This window comes from Geodermatophilus sp. SYSU D01119 (genome assembly GCF_054049975.1).
Map to the genome: position 1 here is coordinate 102,890 of NZ_JBJGYL010000008.1, position 22,100 is coordinate 124,989.

Sequence of the window (22,100 nt, forward strand, 5' to 3'; positions counted from 1 at the left end):
CATCCCCCTGGGACTCGTCACCGGCGGTCGACCGGCTGGCAGGTGGCAGGGTATCGGCATGTCCCTCGTCGAGTTCGACCTGCGCGGTCTCGGACCCGGGGAGGCACCCGAGCGGGCCGCTGTCGCCGGGGCCGCCGACGCCGGCGCGCTGCTGGTGCGCGGCCCGGTGGCGGCGCTGTCGGCGGTGCTCGCCGCGCTCGTCCGTGCCGGCCGGACCGCCGAGGCGCCGGTGTCGTGGGAGCCGGCCGACGACGCCGCCTCGCGCGGGCTGGCCCGCGACCTGGGCATCGGGACCGGCGGCGAGCGCGAGATGTCCCTGGTGCGCGACGACCACGGCGGCGTGCTGCTGCAGCACGGCCGCTACGAGGCCGCGGAGAAGGGCCGGCTGCCGCTGGCCGCACGCCTGGGCGTGCAGGCCCACCACGACGACCAGCGGGTGGCCGACGGGACGGTCGCCCGGATCGAGGTCCGCCCCGACTGGACCGCCGTCGACACCCTCCGCGTCGTCGTCTCGGCGCAGCTGATGCGCCCGCCGCGGCGCAGCACCGGCCGGGCGCTGCAGCTGGCCAGCGACCCGGCGCAGGTCACCCGTGACGGCGTCGTGTTCCCCCGGCCGGTCACCCGCTGGACCTGGTACGCCGACGACCGGGTGCGCTGGCGACTGCGACCCTGACCTGCGGGGACGCGGGAGGGGGCGCGGTCGTGGACACTGGGGAGGCCCCAGCCCGAGGAGGCCCCAGCTGCGCCCGTGTCCGGTGATCCGGTGACCGTCGACCGCCTGCCCTTCGCGCGGGCGTCCGCGCCGCGCCGCCGGGTCCTCGACCGGGTGCTCGCCCGCCCGAGCCTGGCCGCCGTCGTGGGCCTCGCCGTCGTCGTCCTGGTGTTCGGGCTGCGCGTGCCGGAGCTGCTCACCATGGAGGGGCTGGCCGGCGTCCTGGACCAGGCGGCGCTGCTCGGCATCGGCGGGGTGGCCGTGGGGCTGCTGCTGGTGGGCGGGCACTTCGACCTGTCCATCGGCACGGTGGCGGTGTCCAGCTCGGTCCTCACCGGGGTCCTCGTCGGGCAGCAGGGCTGGGGCATCTGGCCGGCGCTGCTGCTGTCGCTGGCCTGCGCGCTGGCGGTCGGGACGGTCAACGGCTGGCTGGTCGTGCGCACCGGGCTGCCGAGCTTCCTGGTCACGCTCGCCACCGCGCTGGTCCTGCAGGGGACGACGCTGTCCACGCTGCCGCTGGTCGCCGGGGCACCGCGGATCAGCGGCCTGGACGCCGCGCCCGGCTGGTCGTCGGCGTCGGCGCTGTTCGGGTCGACGGCGGAGGTCGGCGGCGGCGTCTTCCCGGTCTCGCTGCTGTGGTGGCTGGCGGCCACCGCCGGCGCGGGGTGGCTGCTGTGGCGCACCCGCTTCGGCAACGAGGTGCTGGCGATGGGCGGGTCGCGCCGGGCGGCCGCGGAGCTCGGCGTGCCGGTGCCGCGGACGACGTTCGTGCTGTACGGGCTCACCGCGACCGCGGGCTGGCTGCTCGGCACGCTCGCCCTCGTGCCGGCCGCGAGCGTCGCCGCCACCCCGTCGCTGACCACCGCCATCGACCTCGTCGTCGTCGCCGTCCTCGGCGGGTGCCTGCTCACCGGCGGCTACGGCTCGATGGCCGGCGCCGCGGTCGGCGCGCTGCTCTACGCCGTCGCGCGCGTCGGGTTCGAGCTGTCGGGCTGGGACCCGCGGTGGTCGCAGGCGCTGCTCGGCGTGCTCCTGCTCGTGGCGCTCGCCTTCGGCGGGGTGGTGCGGGGCCGGCTGCGCGCCGCGCCACGCTCGTGAGCACCGCCGCCGGCGCGCCGCCGGTCCTGGAGCTGCGCGGGGTGACCGTGCGCCACGGCGGCGTGCCCGCCCTCGACCGGGTGGGCGTGGCGCTCGAGGGCGGGCGGATCACCTGCCTGCTGGGCGAGAACGGCTCGGGCAAGTCGACGCTCGTGGCCCTGCTGTCGGGCCTGCAGCGGCCCGACGAGGGCGAACTGCTCCTCGACGGCACGCCCGTGCGCCTGCGCAGCCCCCGCGCGGCGCGGGCGGCGGGCATCGCCACCGTCTGGCAGGACCTCGCCGTCGCGCCGCTGCTGTCGGTGTGGCGGAACCTGTGCCTCGGCGCCGAGCCCACCCGCGGGGCGTGGCCGCTGCGGCGCCTCGACGTCGACGCCGCCCGGGAGACCGCCGTGCGCGCGCTCGCCGGGATCGGCGTCACCGGTGTCGACCCCGACCAGCCGGTCAGCACGCTGCAGGCCGGCGCCCGGCAGAGCCTGGCCATCGCCCGGGCGGTGCACTACGGCGCCCGCGCGCTGGTCCTCGACGAGCCCACCGAGCCGATGACCATCGCCCAGCACACTCTCGTCGGCCAGGCCGTGCTCGGCGCCCGGGCGCGCGGCCTCGCCGTCGTCCTGGTCACGCACAACCCGCGCTACGCGCACCTCGTGGGCGACCGGTTCCTGCTGCTCGCGCGCGGCCAGGTGGCCGGCGACCTCACCCGCGCCGACGTCGACTCCGACGACCTCACCCGGCTCATGGCCGGCGGCGAGGAGCTCACCGCGCTGACCACCCGCCTGCAGGAGCTGCACCCCGAGCTCGGCGACCGCTGAGCGGCCGCCGGGCCCGGGGACCGGCTCAGCCGGCGTCGGGGCCGGCCTTGGCCAGGTGCAGCCAGGTGTCGACGACGGTGTCGGGGTTGAGCGACATCGACTCGATGCCCTGCTCGAGCAGCCACTGCGCGAGGTCGGGGTGGTCGCTGGGGCCCTGGCCGCAGATGCCGACGTACTTGCCGCGCGCCCGGCACGCCTGGATCGCCATCTCCAGCACCCGCAGCACCGCCGGGTCGCGCTCGTCGAAGCCCGCCGCGACCAGCGCCGAGTCGCGGTCCAGGCCGAGCACCAGCTGGGTCATGTCGTTGGAGCCGATGGAGAACCCGTCGACGTGGTCGAGGAAGGCGTCGGCGAGCAGCGCGTTGGAGGGCAGCTCGCACATCATCACGACCGACAGGTCGTTCTCCCCGCGGCGCAGGCCGTGCGAGGCCAGCAGCTCCACCACGCCCTCGATCTCGGCGACCGTGCGGACGAACGGGATCATGATCTTCACGTTCGTCAGGCCCATCTCGTCCCGCACGAACCGCAGCGCCTCGCACTCCATGGCGAAGCAGTCGGCGAACTCGGCGGACAGGTACCGGGAGGCGCCCCGGTACCCGATCATCGGGTTCTCCTCCTCGGGCTCGTAGCGCTCGCCGCCGAGCAGGTTGGCGTACTCGTTGGACTTGAAGTCGCTCATCCGCACGATCACCGGCTCGGGCGCGAAGGCCGCGGCGATCATGGCGACGCCCTCGGCGACGCGCTGGACGAAGAAGTCCCGCGGCGAGGGGTAGGCCGCGATCCGCTCGGCGACCTGCTCGCGCAGCCGGCCGGTCAGGTCGTCGAACTCCAGCAGCGCCTTCGGGTGGATGCCGATCTGCCGGTTGATGACGAACTCCAGCCGGGCCAGCCCGACGCCGGCGTTGGGCAGCCGCGCGAAGGCGAACGCCTGCTCCGGCGTGCCCACGTTCATCATGATCTTGGTGGGGACGGGGGGCATGGCGTCCAGGCGGGTCTCCTCCACCTCGAAGTCGACGGCGCCCTCGTACACGTGGCCGGTGTCGCCCTCGGCACAGGAGACGGTGACCTCCTGGCCGTCGGCGAGCGAGCGGGTGGCCGACCCCGTGCCGACGACGGCGGGGATGCCGAGCTCGCGGGCGATGATCGCCGCGTGGCAGGTGCGCCCGCCGCGGTTGGTGACGATCGCCGAGGCGCGCTTCATGATCGGTTCCCAGTCGGGGTCGGTCATGTCGGCGACCAGGACGTCGCCGGCGCGGAAGTCGCCCATCTCCTCGAGGTCGCGCAGCACGCGGACCGCGCCCGCGCCGATCTTCTGCCCGATCGCCCGGCCCTCGACCAGCACGGTGCCCGAGCCGGTGAGCCGGAAGCGCTCGGTGCCGCTGCCCGCGCGCGACTGGACGGTCTCCGGGCGCGCCTGCAGCACGTACAGCCCGCCGTCGACCCCGTCCTTGCCCCACTCGACGTCCATCGGCCGCCCGTAGTGCTCCTCGATGACGAGCGCGTAGCGGGCGAGCTCGGTGACCTCGTCGTCGGTGAGGGACAGCACCCGGCGGTCGGCGGGGGCGACGTCGACGAACTCGGTGGTGCGGCCGACCTCGGTGGAGTCGGTGTAGACCATCTTGGTGGCCTTGTCGCCCACGCCCCGCTTGAGGATCGCCGGGCGGCCGGCGCGCAGCGCGGGCTTGTAGACGTAGAACTCGTCGGGGTTGACCGCGCCCTGCACCACGCCCTCGCCCAGGCCGTAGGCGGCGGTGACGAAGACGGCGTCGGGGAAGCCGGACTCGGTGTCGACGGTGAACAGCACCCCGGACGCCCCGACGTCGGAGCGCACCATCCGCTGCACGCCGGCCGACAGCGCCACGGCCTCGTGCTCGAAGCCGTGGTGCACGCGGTAGGCGATCGCCCGGTCGTTGTAGAGGGAGGCGTAGACCTCGCGGATGGCCTGCAGCACCGCGTCGATGCCGCGGACGTTGAGGAAGGTCTCCTGCTGCCCGGCGAACGAGGCGTCGGGCAGGTCCTCGGCGGTGGCGCTGGAGCGCACGGCGAACGACAGCGCGTCGTCGCCGCCCACGAGCTGGTCGTAGGCGGCGCGGATGTCGGCCTCGAGCCGCTCGGGGAAGGGCTGGGCGACGACCCAGCCGCGGATCTCCCGGCCGGCGGCGGCCAGGGCGCGGACGTCGTCGGTGTCGAGCGTGCGCAGCCGCTCGGAGATGCGTTCCGCGAGACCGGTGTCGCCCAGGAAGTGCTGGTAGGCGGTGGCGGTGGTGGCGAACCCGTCGGGCACGCGGACCCCGGCGTCGGCCAGGTGGGAGATCATCTCCCCGAGCGAGGCGTTCTTGCCGCCGACCTCCTCGAGGTCGCCCATCCCCAGGTCGGCGAACCAGCGGACGTTCTCCGTGCCGGTGCTCGTGCTCGCGGGGCGTTCGGTGCTCACGCGGTCCCTCCCGGGGTTCTGGCCCGCCCGGCGGGGCGACGGTCGCCACCGCGGCGCCGTCCCCGGGCGAGGGTCTGGATGACGACGGCGGCGATCTCCTCGACCGAGGCCGCGGAGGTGTCCACCGTGGGCAGGCGGTGCGCGTCGTACATCGCCGCGGCCTTGCGCAGCTCGGCGCGGCACTGCGCCTCGGAGGCGTAACGGGAGTCCGGGCGGCGCTCCTGGCGGACGCGCGAGAGCCGGGTGACCGTGGTGGTCAGCCCGAAACAGCGGTCGGCCAGCGCCCGCACCGGGCGGGGCAGGTCGGTGGTCTCGAGGTCCTCGTCGACCAGCGGGTAGTTGGCCACGAACAGGCCGTGCTGCAGCGCGAGGTACATCGCCGTCGGCGTCTTGCCGCAGCGGGAGGGGGCGAGCAGGACGACGTCGGCCCGCTCCAGCGCCCGCGAGCTCTGCCCGTCGTCGTGCTCGATGGCGAACTCGACGGCGGCCATCCGGTCGTTGTAGCGGCGGACGTCGCCGACGCCGTGCAGCCGGCGGGCCTCGCGCAGGCCGCGGGCGCCGAGGACCTGCTCGACCCGGTCCATGTGCATGCCGAAGAAGTCGATGACCGGCACGCGGCAGCGCAGCAGCTCCTGGCGCACCTCGTCGACGGCGGCGGTGGTGAACACCAACGGGGTCACCGGGCCGTCGGCGAGCTCGTCGATCTGCGCGACCACCTCGCGCGCCTGCTCGACGGTGGAGATGAACGGCACGAGCGTGCGGTCGAAGTGCAGCTCGGGGAACTGGATGAGCAGGGCGTTGCCCATCGTCTCGGCGCTGATGCCGGTGCTGTCGGACAGGAAGAAGACCGGTACCGCGGGGACCTCGTCACCCGGGCTCGCTGCGTCGCGGTCCATGCCGCGGCATCGTGCCACGGCCGCGGTGTGCGTGCGGAGCCGCTCCCGCGGGCGGTCCGGGGCGGGCGCTCCCCCGCCCCGGACCGCGCCGGTCAGGTGAAGACGCTGACGCCGCCGGGGCCCACGAGGAGCCCGACGACGATCAGGACGATCCCCCACAGCAGCTGCTTGCGGAGGATCGCGAGGATGCCGGCGACCACCAGGACGACGGCCAGGATCCAGAGCAGTGTCGCCACGGACACCACCTCCCTGCACGGGCGCCCGGGCGGGCGCGTGTTCACGGAGTGTGCGCCCCCTCCACGCGTCCTGCCTGGTGAGCGGGCCGGCGGGCACTCGTGTGCACCCGGACCGGTGACGCGGGGTGATGGTCCCCGCCGCACCCCCGCGAACGGTCCCCGGGCGGGCCCGGGGTCGCCGGGGGGACCCCGCGGGCGGCCACGCCCGACGCGCGACGGCCGCCGTCCCGGGGAGGGACGGCGGCCGTCGTGCGTCGGCTCAGGCTCCGGTCAGGGGGCGAGCGTCGGGTCGCAGTCGCGCAGCAGCTGGGTGCAGCGCTCCTGCTCGTCGACCTCGCCGATCGCCTCGGCGGCCCGGGCGAGCACCGTGACGCAGCGCAGGAAGCCCCGGTTGGGCTCGTGCGACCACGGCACCGGGCCGTAGCCCTTCCACCCGTTCTTGCGCAGCGCATCGAGGCCGCGGTGGTAGCCGGTGCGGGCGTAGGCGTAGGCCTCGATGGTGCGGCCGCCGTCGAGCGCGGACTCGGCGAGGGCCGCCCACGCGGCGCTGGCCCGGGGGTGACCGGCGGCCACCTCGGCGAGGTCGGTGCCGGCGGCCAGCGCGGCCTCGGCCTCCGGGTCGCCGGGCAGCAGGGTGGCGGGCGGCTCGCCGAGCAGGTTGTGGGAGTGCGTCATGGCTCAGGCGCTCGGGCTCTGGCCGGCCGACAGCAGGTCCTCGCAGGCTTGCACGATGCGCTGCGCCATGCCGGTCTCGGCGAGCTTCATGTAGGGCCGCGGGTCGTAGGCCTTCTTGTTGCCCACCTCGCCGTCGACCTTCAGCACGCCGTCGTAATTGCTGAACATGTGCCCGGCGATGGGCCGGGTGAAGGCGTACTGGGTGTCGGTGTCGACGTTCATCTTCACCACGCCGTAGGACAGCGCCTCGCGGATCTCCGACTGCAGCGAGCCCGACCCGCCGTGGAAGACGAAGTTGAACGGCTTGCTGCCCTCGGGCAGGCCGAGCTCCCGCGTGACGACCTCCTGGCCCTCCTTGAGGATCTCCGGCCGCAGCTTGACGTTGCCCGGCTTGTAGACGCCGTGGACGTTGCCGAAGGTGGCCGCGAGCAGGTAGACGCCGCGCTCGCCGAGGCCGAGGGCCTTCGCCGTCGCCACGAAGTCGCCGGGGGCGGTGTAGAGCTTCTCGTTGATGTCGTGCGCGACGCCGTCCTCCTCGCCGCCGACGACGCCGATCTCCAGCTCGAGGACGATCTTGGCCGCCGCGCACTTGTCGATGAGCTCCTCGGCGATCTGGAGGTTCTCCTCCAGGTCGATCGCCGAGCCGTCCCACATGTGCGACTGGAACAGCGGCGCCTGGCCGGCGTCGACACGGTCCTTCGACAGCGCGATCAGCGGGCGGACGTAGCTGTCGAGCTTGTCCTTGGGGCAGTGGTCGGTGTGCAGCGCGACGTTGACCGGGTACTTCTCGGCGACGACGTGCGCGAACTCGGCCAGCGCCACCGCGCCGGTGACCATGTCCTTCACGCGGGTGCCCGAGCCGAACTCGGCGCCGCCGGTGGAGAACTGGATGATCCCGTCGCTGCCCGCGTCGGCGAAGCCGCGCAGCGCCGCGTTGATCGTCTCGGACGAGGTGCAGTTGATCGCCGGGTAGGCGAAGCCGCCCTCCTTCGCCCGGCTGATCATGTCGGCGTAGACCTCGGGGGTCGCGATGGGCATCGGGGCACTCCTGTCGATCGACGCTGGTCGGCGTCAGTATCTCCCGGCCGCCGGACCCCCGACAGGCCCCGTCTCAGCCCCGGCGGCGCAGCACCTTCCCGGGGTTGAGCAGACCGGCCGGGTCGAGGGCGTCCTTGATGCGCCGGTGCACGTCGAGGGACACCGCGCCGACCTCGCGCTCGAGCCACTCCACCTTGAGCGAGCCGATGCCGTGCTCGCCGGTCACGGTGCCGCCCAGCGAGAGCCCGAGCGCCAGGATGTCGTCGAACGCGGCGAACGCCCGGGCGCGCTGGTCGTCGTCGGCGGGGTCGAAGCAGATGGTCGGGTGCATGTTGCCGTCGCCGGCGTGCCCGACGACGCCGATGGTCAGCCCGCGGCGGACGGCGATCCCGTCGCAGCCGTCGAGGAAGGCGGCGATCCGCGAGCGCGGCACGGCGACGTCGTCGATCAGCGTCGTGCCCAGCTGCTCCAGCGCGGGCAGCGCCATCCGGCGGGCGGCGAGCAGCAGGTCACCCTCGGCCGGGTCGTCGGTGGAGTGCACCAGCTGCGCGCCGGCCTCCCGGCACAGCTGCGCCAGTGCCTCGATCTCGGCGGCGGCCGCCGCTCCCCCGCTGTCGGACTGGGCCACCAGCAGGGCGTGCGCGTCGCGGTCGAGGTCGGCGTGCAGCAGGTCGTCGACGGCGCAGATGCAGGTGTTGTCCATGACCTCGAGCAGGCTGGGCACCAGGCCGGAGGTGACCACCCGCTCGACCACCTGGCCGGTCTGGGCGGTGGTGGCGAAGGTGGCCACGAGCGTGACGGGCCGCTGCGGAGCCGGGCGCAGCGCGAGCGTGGCCTCGGTGATGACGCCGAGGGTGCCCTCCGAGCCGACGAACAGCCGCGCGAGGTCGTAGCCGGCGACGCCCTTGACCGTGCGCCGGCCGGTGCGCAGCACGCGCCCGTCGGCGAGCACGACCTCCAGGCCCAGCACGTAGTCGGTGGTGACGCCGTACTTCACACAGCACAGGCCGCCGGAGTTGGTGGAGAGGTTGCCGCCGATCGTGCACCAGTCGTAGCTGCTGGGGTCGGGGGGATAGAAGAGCCCGGACCCGGCGACGGCGTCGCGCAGCGCCTTGTTGACCACGCCGGGCTGCACGACGGCGAGCCGGTCGGCCGGGGACACCTCGAGGACGGCGTCCATGCGCGTCATGACGAGGGTGATCGCGCCGTCGACGGCGTTGCTCGCCCCGGCCAGGCCGGAGCCCGCGCCGCGCGGGACGACGGGGACGCCGTGCCGGGAGGCGACCCGCATGACCGCGGCGACCTCGTCGGTGCTGCGCGGGAACACGACCGCGGCGGGGGTGCCGGCCTCGGCGAGCATCGCCTGGTCGCGGGCGTAGGAGGCGGTGACGTCGGGGTCGGTGCGCACGCCGTCGGACCCGAGCGCGGCGGTGAGCTCGTCGACCCACGCGGTGGCGAGTGTGGTCACCGCCACACGGTAAGCCCTCGGTCGGCCCCCTCCAGGGCACCGCCCCGAGCCTGCGAGGGGTGGGGAGGAGGGGGTCCTCCGTCAGTCGAGGCCTAGGTCGGCGAGGGTGAACGCGGCGCGGTACTCCAGGCCCGCGGCCTCGACGGCGGCCCGCCCGCCGCGGTCCACGATCACGGCCACGCCGATGACCTCCGCGCCGGCCTCCTGCAGCGCCTCGACGGCGGCCAGCGGGCTGCTTCCGGTGGTGGAGACGTCCTCGACGACGAGCACCGCCCGCCCCTCGACGTCGGGGCCCTCGATGCGGCGCTGCAGGCCGTGCGCCTTGCCCGCCTTGCGCACCACGCAGGCGTCGAGGAAGCCCTCGCCGTCGGCCGCGGCGTGCAGCATCGCCGTCGCCACCGGGTCGGCGCCCAGGGTGAGCCCGCCGACGACGTCGTAGCGCAGGTCGCCGGTGAGCTGGCGCATCACGCGGCCGACCAGCGGGGCGCCCTCGTGGTGGAGCGTGAGCCGGCGCATGTCGATGTACCAGTCGGCCTCCCGGCCGGAGGACAGCGTGACCCGGCCGTGCACGACGGCGAGGTCGACGATCAGCTCGAGCAGGCGGTCGCGGTCGGGCAGGACGGCCGGTGCGGTCATGGCAGCGACCCTAGGCAGCGACCCGGCGGCGTGCCGGGCCCGGCACGACGAGGGCCGCCGCCCGACCGGGGGGAGTGGTCGGACGGCGGCCCGTCTCGGTCCCGCCGCGGCGCGGCGGGAGGCGGGGTCAGCCGGCGGCGGGGGCCAGCACCTGGTCGACGATGTAGACGGTGGCGTTCGCCGTCTGCACGTTGCCGCAGATGACCGAGGCCGGGGTGCCGGTCACGGTCTGGGCCACGGTGAAGTCCTCGCCCGAGCCCTCGATGGTCACCTCGTCGCCGGCCACGGTGGTGTGGGTGCCGGCGAGCTGGTCCGGGGAGAGCCGGCCCGGGATGACGTGGTGGGTGAGGATCTGCGTCAGCACGGCGTTGTCGGCCAGGACCGCCTGCAGCTGGTCCTGCGGGATCGCCTCGAAGGCCGGGTTGGCCGGGGCGATGACGGTGATGTCCGGCGTGGTGTTGAGGGTGTCGACCAGGTTGGCCTGGGTGACGGCCTGCACCAGCGTGGACAGCACCGGGTTGTTGCTGGCGGCGGTGCCGACCGGGTCGTCGGTCATGCCGGTGAAGCTGCCCTCGCCGTCGGCGGGGACGGCGCTGCAGCCGGCGCCGAAGGGCTCGTCGGACATCATGTCGGAGCCGCTGGTGCTCTCCATGCCCTCCTCGGAGCCCGACGAGGTCTCGGCGGCGCTGTCGCTGCTGGTGTCCGACGCCGAGCTGTCGCTGGCGGCGCTGGTGTCCTCCGAGCCGCAGGCGCTCAGGGTGACGGCCAGGGTGGAGGCGGTGGCCAGCAGGACGCCGCGGGTCAGGGTGCTCTTCACGTGGGGTGCTCCTCGTGTCGTCGTGCTCGTTCCGCTCGGGGACCGGGTGGCCCCCGCGGTGGTCCCTCCCGACCCGTGCGAGGGGTCGGGAGAGGCGTCTGCGGCACAGGTGGCCGAGACGGGCTCTGGGTGCCCTGCCGGCCGGCTGCCGGCGGGGCGGGGACCGCTACCTCGCGATCACCCGGATGGAGTGCAGGCCGCTCGCCCCGCTCGGGAAGGGCGTCGCCCGCCGGTCGGTCTGCACCTCGCCGTCGGCCGCGGTGGCCCGGACGGTGAGCTGGTAGGAGCCGGGGGCGAAGTCGTGCGGGAGGACCCACTGGCGCCACAGGTCGGCGTCGGCCTGCGGGGCGAGCTCGGCCTCCTGCCACTCCCCCTCGTCGACCCGCACCTCGACCCGGGCGATGCCGCGGGTCTGGGCCCAGGCGACGCCGGCGATCGGCCGGCGGCCTGCCCCGAAGGCGCGCAGCGGGGCGGGCGTGTCGATCCGCGAGGCCAGCTTGATCGGTGCCTGGGCGGCCCAGTCGCGCTCGACCCAGTAGGAGTCGAAGGCGTCGAAGGTGGTCGCCTCGATGCCGGTCATCCACTTGCAGGCCGAGACGTAGCCGTAGAGGCCGGGGATCAGCATCCGGACCGGGAAGCCGTGCTCCACGGGCAGCGGCTCGCCGTTCATCCCGAAGGCGATCATCGCGTCCTCGACGTCGAGGGCCGCCCGGGTCGGCGCGCCGATCGTCATGCCGTCGGAGGAGCGGCAGACGAGCTGGTCGGAGTCGCCGGAGACGCCGTTCTCGCGGAGGAAGTCCCCCAGCGGGATCCCGATCCACCGGGCGGTGCCGGCGAGCCCGCCGCCCACCTCGTTGGAGACGCAGGTCAGCGTGATGTCCCGCTCGATGACGTCGTCGCGCTCGAACAGGTCCGACAGCGTGTACGTGCGCGGCGAGTCGAACATGCCGGTCAGCTCGAGCCGGTAGTCGGCCGGCCGGATCTGCGGCACCGTGATCGCGGTGTCGACCCGGTAGAAGTCGCGGTTGGCGGTGAACAGCGGGGTCACGCCCTCCACGCGCTCGGCGAGGTCGGCGCCCGCGGGGAGGGCGGCGGCCCGCGACGACGGCGTCGGCAGGGTGAGCTCGTCGCGGGCGTTGCCGACGTCGAAGCGCCGCTGCAGCAGCCGGCCACCGCCCCCGGTGACCGCGGCTGCACCGAGCGCGACCCCGCCGGTCAGGAAGAAGCGGCGGCGGTCCATGCCCGCGCCCTTGCGGTCGGCCATCGCCAGGGCGCCGCGGAGGCGCTCCATGACGTCGCCGTCGTCGTCCCGCGCGGCCGGCGCCGGAGACGACGCCGGGCCGGGGAGCGTGAGCGGCGCGAGGAGCGCCAGCAGGGCCACGACACCCGCCGCCGCGCCGACCACCGACGGCAGCGCGTCGAGGACGCCGCCGGCGGGGCGGCTGACCGCGGCCGCGGCACCCAGGGCCCCGAACAGGGCGATCCCGGCGACGCCTGCGCGGCGCGAGCGGAGGGACACCGACCCGATGAGCAGCGCGTACAGCGCCACGATCAGCAGCGTGCCGACGACCAGGGCGATCTTGTCGTCCTCGCCGAAGGTCCGGATGGCGAACTGCTTGAGCGGCTCGGGCACGAACGTGATGACCGTGTCCCCGACGGCGATGACCGGCGAGGACGCCGGCCCGACCACGCCGGCGACGAGCTCGGCGACGCCGAGGGCGACGGCGGCGGCCAGCAGGCCGGCCAGCGCGCCGAGCAGCCGGCGGAGGCCGCGGCGGGCGGGGGGAGCCCCGTCCGGTCCGGTGGCCGGCGCGGGAGCCTGCTCGGTGGTGGTCACGGTGTCTGTTCGGGCCGAGGCCCGCTTCCGGTTTCCCGCATCGGGTCACGATGGCGTAACGGACACGGAACGGGCCCGCCGTCCCTCGTGCGGGGACGGCGGGCCCGTCGGGTCCTCGCGGGGGTCAGCGGCCGCGGGCGCGCTCCCAGCCGCGGTAGCGGTACCACTCGTTCGACGGCTTGAGCGCCAGCGCGACGATGCCGGCCGCGACGAGCAGCGTCTGCACCAGCGACAGCGTGGTCAGCAGCCCCGTGGTGCCGGGGCCGGCCAGCCCGATCAGGCCGGAGAGCACGGCCAGGCCGCCGAGCACCCAGAGCACGATCCGGGCCCAGTTGCGCCCCTGCCAGGCGAACCAGATGAACAGCAGCTGCAGGCCGATGAAGATCAGTGCGACGACCACGCCGGCGGTGATCGCGCCCGCGCCGGCGACGTCGGTGATGCCGTCGTAGTCGGCCGGGTCGAGGCCCTGCTCGATGAGCGCCTGGTCGACGAGCTCGTCGAACTGGGCGAAGGTGACGATCGCGCCGAGGACCCCCAGGAGGGTGCTGAGGAGGAACGCGCCGATGCCGAGCCTCACCGTCTGCGGGCGCGCGACGGGCGTCGGCGCACCCCACGCGTCCGGCGCCTGCGGCGCCGAGCCGTACCCCCCGTACTGCTGCCCGTAGGGCTGCTGGCCGTAGGGCTGCTGGCCGTAGGGCTGCTGCCCGTAGGGCGGCTGCTGCCCGTAGGGCGGCTGCTGCCCGTAGGGCGGCTGCTGGCCCGGGCCGGGCCCCCAGCCCTGCGGTCCGGGCGGGCCCTGTCCTGCGGTCATGTCTCGCCTCCTGTGCGGGGCCCCGGACCGGCCTGTCCCGGCCGGGGTCCGCGGCGATGATCGCCGACCCCGGGCGGCGGGACCAGCCCCCGGACACGTGAGGGCCCGCCGCCTCCCCGGAGGGGAGACGGCGGGCCCGGGAGGTCACGCCGCGCGGGAGACGGTCAGCCCGCTGTCGGCCTCGACGACGTCGGCCGGCCAGTCGACGACGACGCCGTCGCCGTCCCGGATCTCGCCGGCCAGCAGCGCCCGGGCGAGCGGGTCGCCGATCGCCGACTGCACGAGCCGGCGCAGCGGCCGGGCGCCGTACACCGGGTCGAACCCGTTGAGCGCCAGCCACTCGCGGGCCGCGTCGGTGACCTGCAGGGTGAGCCGCCGGGCGGCCAGCCTGCGGGCGAGCACGCCCACCTGGATGTCGACGATCCCGGCCAGCTCCTCGCTGCCCAGCGCCCGGAACACCACGACGTCGTCGAGCCGGTTGAGGAACTCCGGCTTGAAGTGCGACCGGACGACGTCCATGACGGCCGCGCGGCGCGCCTCCTCCGGCAGCGACTGGTCGGCGATGACCTGCGAGCCGAGGTTCGACGTCAGGATCAGGATCGTGTTGCGGAAATCCACGGTGCGGCCCTGCCCGTCGGTGAGCCGGCCGTCGTCGAGGACCTGCAGCAGCACGTCGAAGACGTCCGGGTGGGCCTTCTCCACCTCGTCGAGCAGCACGACCGTGTAGGGCCGCCGCCGCACCGCCTCGGTGAGCTGGCCGCCGGCCTCGTAGCCGACGTAGCCCGGAGGGGCACCCACCAGGCGGGCCACCGAGTGCTTCTCGGAGTACTCGCTCATGTCGATGCGGACCATCGCCCGCTCGTCGTCGAACAGGAACTCCGCGAGGGCCTTGGCCAGCTCGGTCTTGCCGACGCCGGTGGGCCCGAGGAAGAGGAAGGAGCCGGTGGGCCGGTCGGGGTCGGCGATGCCCGACCGCGCGCGGCGGACGGCGTCGGAGACGGCGCGGACGGCGTCGGGCTGGCCGACGACCCGGCGGCCGAGCTCGTCCTCCATCCGCAGCAGCTTCTGCGTCTCGCCCTCGAGCAGCCGGCCGGCGGGGATCCCGGTCCAGGCCTGCACGACCTCGGCGATGTCGTCGGGCCCGACCTCCTCCTTGAGCATCCCGGCCTGCGCGGCGACGTCCTCCTCCGCCGTGGCGAGCGCCTTCTCCAGCTGCGGCATCCGGCCGTAGCGGAGCTCGGCGACGCGCGCGAGGTCGCCCTCGCGCTCGGCGCGCTCGGACTCGGTGCGCAGCCGCTCCAGCTCCTCCTTGATCTGCTGGATGCGGACGATGGCGCCCTTGTCCTGCTGCCAGCGGGCCGTCAGCTCGGCGAGCTCCTGCCGCCGGTCGGCCAGGTCGCTGCGCAGGACGGCGAGGCGGTCGAGCGAGGCGGGGTCGTCCTCCTTCGCCAGCGCCATCTCCTCGATCTCCATGCGGCGCACGGCGCGCTCGACCTCGTCGACCTCCACCGGCCGGCTGTCGATCTCCATGCGCAGCCGGCTCGCCGCCTCGTCGACCAGGTCGATCGCCTTGTCGGGGAGGAAGCGGGCCGTGACGTACCGGTCCGACAGCGTGGCGGCGGCGACGATCGCGGCGTCGGTGATCCGGACGCCGTGGTGCACCTCGTAGCGCTCCTTGAGGCCGCGCAGGATGCCGATCGTGTCCTCGACCGAGGGCTCGCCGACGAACACCTGCTGGAAGCGGCGCTCGAGCGCGGGGTCCTTCTCGATGTGCTCGCGGTACTCGTCGAGCGTGGTCGCGCCGACCATCCGCAGCTCACCGCGGGCGAGCATCGGCTTGATCATGTTGCCGGCGTCCATGGCGGAGTCGCCGGTGGCGCCGGCCCCGACGATGGTGTGCAGCTCGTCGATGAAGGTGACCACCTGGCCCTCGGCCTCGGTGATCTCCTGCAGCACGGCCTTCAGGCGCTCCTCGAACTCGCCGCGGTACTTCGCACCGGCCACCATCGCGCCGAGGTCGAGCGCCATGAGCCGCTTGCCCTTGAGGCTCTCCGGGACGTCGCCGGCGACGATGCGCTGGGCGAGGCCCTCGACGATCGCCGTCTTGCCGACGCCGGGCTCGCCGATGAGGACCGGGTTGTTCTTGGTGCGGCGGGAGAGCACCTGGACGACGCGGCGGATCTCGGCGTCGCGGCCGATCACCGGGTCGATGCGCCCCTCGCGGGCGCGCTCGGTGAGGTCGACGGCGAACTTCTCCAGCGCCTGGAAGGTGCTCTCCGGGTCGGCCGTGGTGACCTTCCGGTTGCCGCGGACGGTGCGGAACGCGGCGAGCAGCGTGTCGCGGGTGGCGCCGGCGCTGGTCAGCACGGCGGCCGCCTCGCCCTCGGACCCGGCCAGCCCGACGAGCAGGTGCTCGGTGGAGACGTACTCGTCCCCGAGGGCGCTGGCCTGCTCACCCGCGGCGTTGACCACGCGCAGCAGCTCGCGGGAGGCCTGCGGGGCGGCGACGGTGGCGCCGCTGACGCTGGGCAGGCGGCGCAGCGCGGCCTCGGCCTTGGCCCGCACGTCGGCCGGGTCGGCACCGACCGCGGTGAGCAGGGGGCCGGCGATGCCGTCGGTCTGCTGGAGCAGGGCGACGAGCAGGTGCAGGGGCTCCAGGGCGGCCTGCCCGCGGTCGACCGCCAGCCGCTGGGCGGCCGCGAACGCCTCCTGCGAACGGGTGGTCAGCTTGCTCTCCATGGTGGGTGCGGATCGTCCTCTCGTCAGGGGTGCCGGGGTCACTGCCCCGGCGCGTGGCGTGTCGCTCCGTCCAACGGCGCAGGAGTTGAGTCTGTTCCGCTCAACCCTTCCGGACGGTCCTGACTCGGATGAGTGGTCGACGACACAACTGCATGCCGCGCTACCTGGTTGTCCCTACACTCGACCGCATGACCCAGACCGGCGAGGAAGCCACGCTCCCCGCTCCCAGCGTGGCCCTGGACGACCAGCTGTGCTTCGCCCTCTACGCGGCCTCCCGCGCCATGACGGCGCGCTACCGCCCGATGCTCGAGGAACTGGGCCTGACCTATCCCCAGTACCTGGTCATGATGCTGCTCTGGGAGGAGGACCAGCAGACGGTCGGCCAGCTCGGCCACCGGCTGGCCCTCGACAGCGGCACGCTGTCGCCCCTGCTCAAGCGGCTGACCGCGGCCGGCCTGGTGACCCGCCACCGCCGCGTGGAGGACGAGCGCTCGGTCGCCATCGCCCTCACCGACGCCGGGCGCGCGCTGCGCGACCGGGCCTACGCCATCTCGCAGGACATGATCTGCGCGCTGAGCCTCGGGGTCGAGGAGTTCTCCGACCTCAAGCAGACGCTCAACGTGCTCACCCACCGGGTGAACGAGGCGCCGCGCACGGTGTGACCACCCGGCGGGTCGCTCGCTGTCCACCGGGGTAGGGCGCGGGGGTCCGACGCCGGCCAGCAGCGCCGGCCCCTCCGTCCGGAAGGCAGCCATGCCCACCCGCACCGCACGCACCGCCTGGAACGGCACGCTCGAGCAGGGCTCGGGCCAGGTCGAGCTCTCCAGCTCGAAGGTCGGCACGTTCGAGGTGAACTTCCCCAAGCGTGCCGCCGACGAGGCCGGCGGCACGACCAGCCCCGAGGAGCTGGTGGCCGCGGCCCACTCCGCCTGCTTCGCGATGCAGCTGTCGGCCAACATCGCCCAGGCCGGCGGCACCCCGCAGGCCCTCGAGGTCAGCGCCGACGTCTCGCTCGGCCCGGACCAGGCCGGCGGCGGCTTCAAGCTGACCGGCATCAAGCTCACGGTGCGCGGCGAGGTCGACGGCCTCGACGCCGCCGGCTTCGAGAAGGCCGCGCAGGAGGCCAAGGCCGGGTGCCCGGTCAGCAAGGCGCTCGCCGGCGTCGACATCACGCTGGACGCCGCGCTCGACTCCTGACGCGACGACGCGAGAGGGCCCGCTCCCCCACCGGGGAGCGGGCCCTCGTGCGCCGCGGGACGTCAGCGCGCGGTGCCCACCGCCGGGTCGTCGGCGAGCGCGGGCCCGGACTCGCGGCGCAGCCGCTCCTCGCCCGTCTCCGTGCGCAGGGCGACCTCGCGGATGAGCAGGATCGCCGCGACGGCGACCACCGCGATGACGGCGGACACCAGGAAGATCCGCCCGGTCGCGTCGCCGTAGGAGACCTCGATCAGCGCGCGGATGGGCGCCGGCGCGTCCGCGAGGTCGGCCAGGCCGACGTCGCCCGAGCCCGAGCCGGCCGCGGCCAGCTCCGGCGGCAGACCGGCGGCGATCAGGTCCGACACCCGGTTGCTCAGCACGGCGCCGAGGACCGAGACGCCGATCGTGCCGCCCAGGCTGCGGAAGAACGCGACCGCGGAGCTCGCCGCGCCGAGGTCGGAGGCGGCCACGGTGTTCTGCACGGCGAGCACCAGGTTCTGCATCGTCATGCCGATGCCGACGCCGAGCACGAACAGGAAGACGCCGAGCAGGACCATGTCGGTCTCGTGGTCGATCGTGGCCAGCAGCGCGAAGCCGGCGACGACCAGGACCGACCCGGCGACCAGGAACCGCTTCCACCGGCCGGTGCGGGTGATGAGGATGCCGGAGACGGTCGAGGAGACCAGCAGGCCGCCGACCATCGGGATCGTGAGCAGGCCGGCCGCCGTCGGCGAGTAGCCGCGGGAGATCTGCAGGTACTGGCCGAGGAAGACCGTCGAGCCGAACATGGCCACACCGATGGCGACGCTGGCGACGATCGCGAGCGTCGTCGTCCGGTCGCGGAACAGGCGCAGCGGGACGATCGGCTCGGCCGCGCGCATCTCGGTGACGACGAAGGCGACGATCGCGAGGACGCTGCCGGCGAGGAACAGCGCGGTCTCCGGCGAGGCCCAGGCGAAGTGGTCACCGGCGAGGGTGACCCAGATGAGCAGCCCGGAGACGCCGGCGGTGAGGAAGGCGGCGCCCAGGTAGTCGATGCGCACCCGGCGCTTCGTGACCGGCAGGTTCAGCGTGCGCTGCAGCAGCACCAGGGCGACGACGGCGAAGGGGACGCCGACGTAGAAGCACCAGCGCCAGCCGAGCCAGCTGGTGTCGACGAGCAGGCCGCCGAGCAGCGGGCCGCCGACGGTGGCCACCGCCATGACCCCGCCGAGCAGGCCGGAGTACCGCCCGCGCTCGCGGGGGCTGATCATCACGGCCATCGCGATCTGCACGAGGGCCTGCAGGCCGCCGAGGCCCAGGCCCTGGAGCACGCGCCAGCCGATGAGCGTGCCCACCGACTGCGACAGGCCGGCCAGCATCGAGCCGACGATGAAGATCACGATCGACAGCTGGATGAGCAGTTTCTTGCTGAACAGGTCGGAGAGCTTGCCCCAGATCGGCGTGGACGCCGTCGACGCGAGCAGGGTCGCGGTGACCACCCACGTGTACTGGCTCTGGCTGCCGCGCAGGTCGGTGATGATCGTGGGCAGGGCGTTCGAGACGACGGTCGAGGACAGGAACGCCACGAACATCGCCAGCAACATCCCCGAGAGGGCCTCGAGGATCTGGCGGTGGCTCATGCGGCCCTGCTGCTCGGCGGGCGCCTCGGCGGCGGATCCCGGCCCGGTGGCGGGCTCACGGGTGGTGGTCACGGTGGTGCTCCTGGTCGGCTCGGTGCGGGGTGCGGCGGACTGCGCGGGGATCGGGTGCGGGGTCACGGGGTGACCCCCGCGTGCGGGCGGGCGACGGCGGCGCGGTCGAGGTCGGCGGCGAGCCGCTCGAGCAGCTCGCCGAGCCGGGCGGCCTCCTCCTCGGTCCAGTCGGCGAGGGCCTCGGCGGCCCACTCCGAGCGGACGGCGCGGGTCTGCGCGATGGCGGCGGCCCCGGCGGGGGTCAGCCCGATGAGGCTGGCGCGTCCGTCGTGCGGGTCGGGCCGGCGCTCGACCAGGCCGGACCGCTCCAGGGCGGCGACCTGGCGGCTGGCGACCGACACGTCGACGCCGACCTGTGCGGCCAGCGCGCTGCAGCGCTGCTCGCCGTCGCGCTCGAGCGGGACGAGCAGCGCCCAGCCGAAGGAGGGCAGGTCGCCGTGGACGGCGTCGGCGGCGCGCGCGGAGACGTGCCGGCCGCTGCGGAGCAGGCGGGCGATCCCGGCGGTCAGCCGGTCCCGGGTGGCGGGGGTGAGGGGCATGGTGTCCTCGGGGTGGTGCGATGAGTGCAGACTGCAACCATACATCCTGTTGGTTGCTGTCTACAACCAGCGGCCCCGTGCACCTGTTCCCACACACGACGACGGCGCCCGGACCGCGGGGTCCGGGCGCCGTGGCGTGGGTCGGAGGGTCGGCGCCGGGTGGCCGGCGCCGGGTGGTCAGCGCCGGGTGGTCAGCGCCGGGTGGTCACGGCCTCCGCCGCGGGCTCGGCGGCGGCCTGCGCCTCGCGGGCCTCGCCGAGCCGGTTGAACCGGCCCAGCAGGTCGGCGAGCGTGGTGACGTCGTCGGCCGGCCAGTCGGACATGTCGCTCTCCCAGCGGGCCCGGCGCACCTCGCGGATGCGCGCCAGCCGCGCCGCGCCCTCGGCCGAGGGGCGCAGCACCTGGGCGCGACCGTCGGCCGGGTCGGGCTCGCGGTCGACCATGCCGAGCGCGACCAGCGAGGCCACCTGCCGGCTCACCGTGCTCTTGTCCAGCCCGAGCCGGGCGACGAGGTCGCTGGCCCGCAGCGGGCCCGCGTCGGCCAGCAGCGCGAGCAGGCCGTAGGCGGCGCCGTCGAGGTCGGGGTGCAGCTCCCGCGCCAGGCGCGCGGAGATGGCGCGGGACCGGCGCAGCAGCAGGCCGATCTCGCGCTCCAGCCGCACGAAGGTGGCGTGCAGGTCGTCGTCCACGCCCTCCTGCACGACGGCGGCGCCCGCCGGGTTCCCGCTCACCGCGGCTCCCGCGGCCGCCAGACGACCAGCGCGGAGCTCGCCTGGCGCACCGGCACGAGGTCGGCGCGGCCGAAGGCGGGCCCGAAGCCGTGCGCCGCCGCCTCGGCGGCCGCCGCCCGGCGCTCGGCGTCCTCGACCTCACCGAGCAGCTCGTGCACCCGGCGCTGCAGCGCCTCGACCCGCGACTCGAGGTCGATGATCCGCTTGATGCCGGCCAGGTTGACGCCGTCCTCCTGGGACAGCCGCTGCACCTCCCGCAGCAGCGCGACGTCGCGCGGGCTGTAGCGGCGCCCGCCGCCGGCGGTGCGGCCCGGGGTCACCAGGCCCAGCCGGTCGTACTGGCGCAGCGTCTGGGCGTGCATGCCGGCCAGCTGCGCCGCCACGGAGATGACGAACACGGGCGCGTCGTCGGCCACGGCCCGCGCGCCGTCGTGCCGGCTGCGCTCCTCGGCGCCCGGCGCGCTCACCGCGTGCCTCCGCGCTCACCGCCACGGTCGACGGCGGCGGTGATCTGCGGACGCGGGTCGCCGAGCTCGGCGTCGAGGGTCTTCAGCGCCCGCTCGCCCTCGGCCGAGAGCCGCTGCGGGACGGCGACCTCCACGGTGACCAGCAGGTCGCCGGAGCGGCCGCGCCCGGGGACGCCGCGGCCGCGGACGCGCAACGTGCGCCCGCTCGCGGTGCCGGCGGGGACCTTGAGCGTCACGTTGCCGTCGAGCGTGGGCACGGTCAGCGTCGTGCCGAGCACCGCCTCGGGGAAGGTGACGGGCACGGTGAGCGTCAGGTCGTCACCCCTGCGGCCGAAGAGCTCGTGGTCGCTGACGTGCACGACGACGAACAGGTCGCCGGCCGGACCACCCCGCCGTCCCGGGGCGCCCTTGCCGGCCAGCCGGATGCGCTGGCCGTCCTTGACGCCCGCGGGGATCCGCACGGTGATGGTGCGGGTCTGCGTCGTCACGCCGTTGCCGGCGCAGGTGGGGCAGGGGTCGTCGACGACCTGGCCGGTGCCGCGGCAGTTGCGGCACGGCTCGGAGAAGGCGAACGCCCCCTGGCTGCGGCTGGTGACGCCGGCGCCGCCGCACACCTCGCAGGTGTGCGGCGAGGTGCCCGGCCGCGCGCCGCTGCCGGCGCAGGTGGGACAGGTGCCCGGGCTCTGCATCCGCAGCGGGACGGTGACGCCGAGGACGGCCTCGTCGAAGGACAGGGTCGCCTCGGTCTCGACGTCCTGACCCCGGGCCGGCCCGGACGCCGCCTGGGAGCGGGCCCGGGCCGAGCCGGGGGCGGCACCGCCGCCGCCGAAGAGGTTGCCGAAGATGTCGCCGATCCCGCCGGCCCCGCCGCGCGCGGCACCGCCCGCGGCGCCGAACAGGTCGCCGAGGTCGAACGGCTGGCCGCCGCCCGCCCCGCCGCCGGGGAACCCGCCGGGGAAGCCGGCCCGGGCCCCGGCGCCGCCGGCGCCGAACAGCCGCCGGGCGTCGTCGTACTCGGCGCGCCGCTTGGGGTCGCTGAGCACGTCGTAGGCCTCGGAGACCTCCTTGAACCGGGCCTCGGCGTCGGCGTTGCCGGGGTTCTTGTCCGGGTGCAGGTCCCGCGCGAGCTTGCGGTAGGCCTTCTTGATCTCCGCGGCGTCGGCGCCCTGGGAGACGCCGAGCGCCCCGTAGTAGTCCTTCTCGATGAAGTCCCGAGTGCTCATCGGGCGCCTCCTCTCCTCAGGGTCTCCACCACCGGTCCGGGGC

20 protein-coding genes and 1 pseudogene are annotated in these 22,100 nt (G+C 74.8%); 5 read left to right on the forward strand and 16 right to left on the reverse strand.

Annotated elements, in window-relative coordinates; all coding sequences use genetic code 11:
* Positions 1–58 precede the first annotated feature (58 nt).
* From ACI79X_RS08380 to ACI79X_RS08390, 3 genes are all read left to right on the forward strand, one after another.
* Positions 59–673 (forward strand): hypothetical protein, encoded by a 615-nt coding sequence (locus ACI79X_RS08380; protein WP_457024956.1) that lies wholly within the window; start codon positions 59–61, stop codon positions 671–673.
* 90 nt (positions 674–763) lie between these two features.
* Positions 764–1,810: an ABC transporter permease gene (locus tag ACI79X_RS08385; RefSeq protein ID WP_457024957.1), complete on the forward strand. Its 1,047-nt coding sequence runs from the start codon at positions 764–766 to the stop codon at positions 1,808–1,810.
* Complete coding sequence (locus ACI79X_RS08390) at positions 1,807–2,619, forward strand: ATP-binding cassette domain-containing protein (protein ID WP_457024958.1); 813 nt, start codon at positions 1,807–1,809, stop codon at positions 2,617–2,619. Before ACI79X_RS08385 ends, ACI79X_RS08390 begins: the two co-directional genes overlap by 4 nt.
* Positions 2,620–2,644: 25 nt before the next feature.
* Here the strand turns inward: ACI79X_RS08390 and ppsA are convergent, their stop codons facing one another.
* From ppsA to clpB, 11 genes are all read right to left on the reverse strand, one after another.
* Positions 2,645–5,053 (reverse strand): phosphoenolpyruvate synthase, encoded by a 2,409-nt coding sequence (ppsA, locus tag ACI79X_RS08395; RefSeq protein WP_457024959.1) that lies wholly within the window; start codon positions 5,051–5,053, stop codon positions 2,645–2,647.
* Positions 5,050–5,949, reverse strand: a complete 900-nt coding sequence (locus ACI79X_RS08400) for a pyruvate, water dikinase regulatory protein (RefSeq protein ID WP_457024960.1) — start codon at positions 5,947–5,949, stop codon at positions 5,050–5,052. Before ACI79X_RS08400 ends, ppsA begins: the two co-directional genes overlap by 4 nt.
* 92 nt (positions 5,950–6,041) lie before the next feature.
* Complete coding sequence (locus ACI79X_RS08405) at positions 6,042–6,185, reverse strand: GPGG-motif small membrane protein (protein WP_457024961.1); 144 nt, start codon at positions 6,183–6,185, stop codon at positions 6,042–6,044.
* Positions 6,186–6,455: 270 nt separating this feature from the next.
* Positions 6,456–6,860: a DUF3151 domain-containing protein gene (locus ACI79X_RS08410; RefSeq protein ID WP_457024962.1), complete on the reverse strand. Its 405-nt coding sequence runs from the start codon at positions 6,858–6,860 to the stop codon at positions 6,456–6,458.
* A gap of 3 nt (positions 6,861–6,863) precedes the next feature.
* Positions 6,864–7,898, reverse strand: coding sequence for a class II fructose-bisphosphate aldolase (fbaA, locus tag ACI79X_RS08415; RefSeq protein ID WP_457024963.1), 1,035 nt, complete (start codon positions 7,896–7,898; stop codon positions 6,864–6,866).
* A 73-nt stretch (positions 7,899–7,971) separates the two neighbouring features.
* The gene (locus tag ACI79X_RS08420; protein WP_457024964.1) at positions 7,972–9,366 is read right to left on the reverse strand and encodes an FAD-binding oxidoreductase; all 1,395 of its coding nucleotides are present in this window, start codon (positions 9,364–9,366) and stop codon (positions 7,972–7,974) included.
* An 81-nt stretch (positions 9,367–9,447) separates the two neighbouring features.
* Positions 9,448–10,002: an orotate phosphoribosyltransferase gene (pyrE, locus tag ACI79X_RS08425; RefSeq protein ID WP_457024965.1), complete on the reverse strand. Its 555-nt coding sequence runs from the start codon at positions 10,000–10,002 to the stop codon at positions 9,448–9,450.
* Between the two features lie 127 nt (positions 10,003–10,129).
* Positions 10,130–10,819 carry a fasciclin domain-containing protein gene (locus tag ACI79X_RS08430; RefSeq protein ID WP_457024966.1) on the reverse strand — a complete coding sequence of 230 codons (690 nt, stop codon included), beginning with the start codon at positions 10,817–10,819 and terminating at the stop codon, positions 10,130–10,132.
* 166 nt (positions 10,820–10,985) lie between these two features.
* Positions 10,986–12,656, reverse strand: a complete 1,671-nt coding sequence (locus tag ACI79X_RS08435) for a molybdopterin-dependent oxidoreductase (protein ID WP_457024967.1) — start codon at positions 12,654–12,656, stop codon at positions 10,986–10,988.
* A gap of 124 nt (positions 12,657–12,780) precedes the next feature.
* Entirely contained in the window at positions 12,781–13,467 is a 687-nt protein-coding gene (locus ACI79X_RS08440; protein ID WP_457024968.1) for a hypothetical protein, read from the reverse strand.
* A gap of 144 nt (positions 13,468–13,611) precedes the next feature.
* Complete coding sequence (clpB, locus tag ACI79X_RS08445; protein ID WP_457024969.1) at positions 13,612–16,206, reverse strand: ATP-dependent chaperone ClpB; 2,595 nt, start codon at positions 16,204–16,206, stop codon at positions 13,612–13,614.
* A gap of 188 nt (positions 16,207–16,394) precedes the next feature.
* Here clpB and ACI79X_RS08450 point away from each other — a divergent pair, with 188 nt between their 5' ends.
* Positions 16,395–16,868 carry a MarR family winged helix-turn-helix transcriptional regulator gene (locus ACI79X_RS08450; protein ID WP_457024970.1) on the forward strand — a complete coding sequence of 158 codons (474 nt, stop codon included), beginning with the start codon at positions 16,395–16,397 and terminating at the stop codon, positions 16,866–16,868.
* 91 nt (positions 16,869–16,959) lie between these two features.
* Positions 16,960–17,403, forward strand: coding sequence for an OsmC family peroxiredoxin (locus ACI79X_RS08455; RefSeq protein WP_457024971.1), 444 nt, complete (start codon positions 16,960–16,962; stop codon positions 17,401–17,403).
* A gap of 62 nt (positions 17,404–17,465) precedes the next feature.
* Here the strand turns inward: ACI79X_RS08455 and ACI79X_RS08460 are convergent, their stop codons facing one another.
* The 5 genes and pseudogenes from ACI79X_RS08460 to dnaJ all read right to left on the reverse strand — a co-directional run bounded on the left by ACI79X_RS08460 (position 17,466) and on the right by dnaJ (position 22,057).
* On the reverse strand, positions 17,466–19,097 hold the full coding sequence (locus ACI79X_RS08460) for a DHA2 family efflux MFS transporter permease subunit (protein ID WP_457024972.1): 1,632 nt from the start codon (positions 19,095–19,097) through the stop codon (positions 17,466–17,468).
* Positions 19,098–19,339: 242 nt separating this feature from the next.
* Positions 19,340–19,681: pseudogene (locus tag ACI79X_RS08465) on the reverse strand (MarR family winged helix-turn-helix transcriptional regulator); the annotation flags it as partial.
* Positions 19,682–19,827: 146 nt separating this feature from the next.
* Entirely contained in the window at positions 19,828–20,367 is a 540-nt protein-coding gene (locus ACI79X_RS08470; RefSeq protein ID WP_457024973.1) for a MarR family winged helix-turn-helix transcriptional regulator, read from the reverse strand.
* Positions 20,364–20,834, reverse strand: a complete 471-nt coding sequence (locus ACI79X_RS08475) for a heat shock protein transcriptional repressor HspR (RefSeq protein WP_457024974.1) — start codon at positions 20,832–20,834, stop codon at positions 20,364–20,366. The genes ACI79X_RS08470 and ACI79X_RS08475 overlap by 4 nt, the downstream gene beginning before the upstream one ends.
* Complete coding sequence (gene dnaJ / locus ACI79X_RS08480; protein ID WP_457024975.1) at positions 20,831–22,057, reverse strand: molecular chaperone DnaJ; 1,227 nt, start codon at positions 22,055–22,057, stop codon at positions 20,831–20,833. The genes ACI79X_RS08475 and dnaJ overlap by 4 nt, the downstream gene beginning before the upstream one ends.
* Positions 22,058–22,100: the final 43 nt, after the last annotated feature.

Coding starts and splice junctions, on each gene's coding strand:
- ACI79X_RS08455 (WP_457024971.1), top strand. CDS start 16,960: ATGCCCACCCGCACCGCACGCACCGCCTGGAACGGCACGCTCGAGCAG.
- ACI79X_RS08440 (WP_457024968.1), bottom strand. CDS start 13,467: ATGACCGCAGGACAGGGCCCGCCCGGACCGCAGGGCTGGGGGCCCGGC.
- clpB (WP_457024969.1), bottom strand. CDS start 16,206: ATGGAGAGCAAGCTGACCACCCGTTCGCAGGAGGCGTTCGCGGCCGCC.
- pyrE (WP_457024965.1), bottom strand. CDS start 10,002: ATGACCGCACCGGCCGTCCTGCCCGACCGCGACCGCCTGCTCGAGCTG.
- fbaA (WP_457024963.1), bottom strand. CDS start 7,898: ATGCCCATCGCGACCCCCGAGGTCTACGCCGACATGATCAGCCGGGCG.
- ACI79X_RS08410 (WP_457024962.1), bottom strand. CDS start 6,860: ATGACGCACTCCCACAACCTGCTCGGCGAGCCGCCCGCCACCCTGCTG.
- ACI79X_RS08450 (WP_457024970.1), top strand. CDS start 16,395: ATGACCCAGACCGGCGAGGAAGCCACGCTCCCCGCTCCCAGCGTGGCC.
- dnaJ (WP_457024975.1), bottom strand. CDS start 22,057: ATGAGCACTCGGGACTTCATCGAGAAGGACTACTACGGGGCGCTCGGC.
- ACI79X_RS08400 (WP_457024960.1), bottom strand. CDS start 5,949: ATGGACCGCGACGCAGCGAGCCCGGGTGACGAGGTCCCCGCGGTACCG.
- ACI79X_RS08380 (WP_457024956.1), top strand. CDS start 59: ATGTCCCTCGTCGAGTTCGACCTGCGCGGTCTCGGACCCGGGGAGGCA.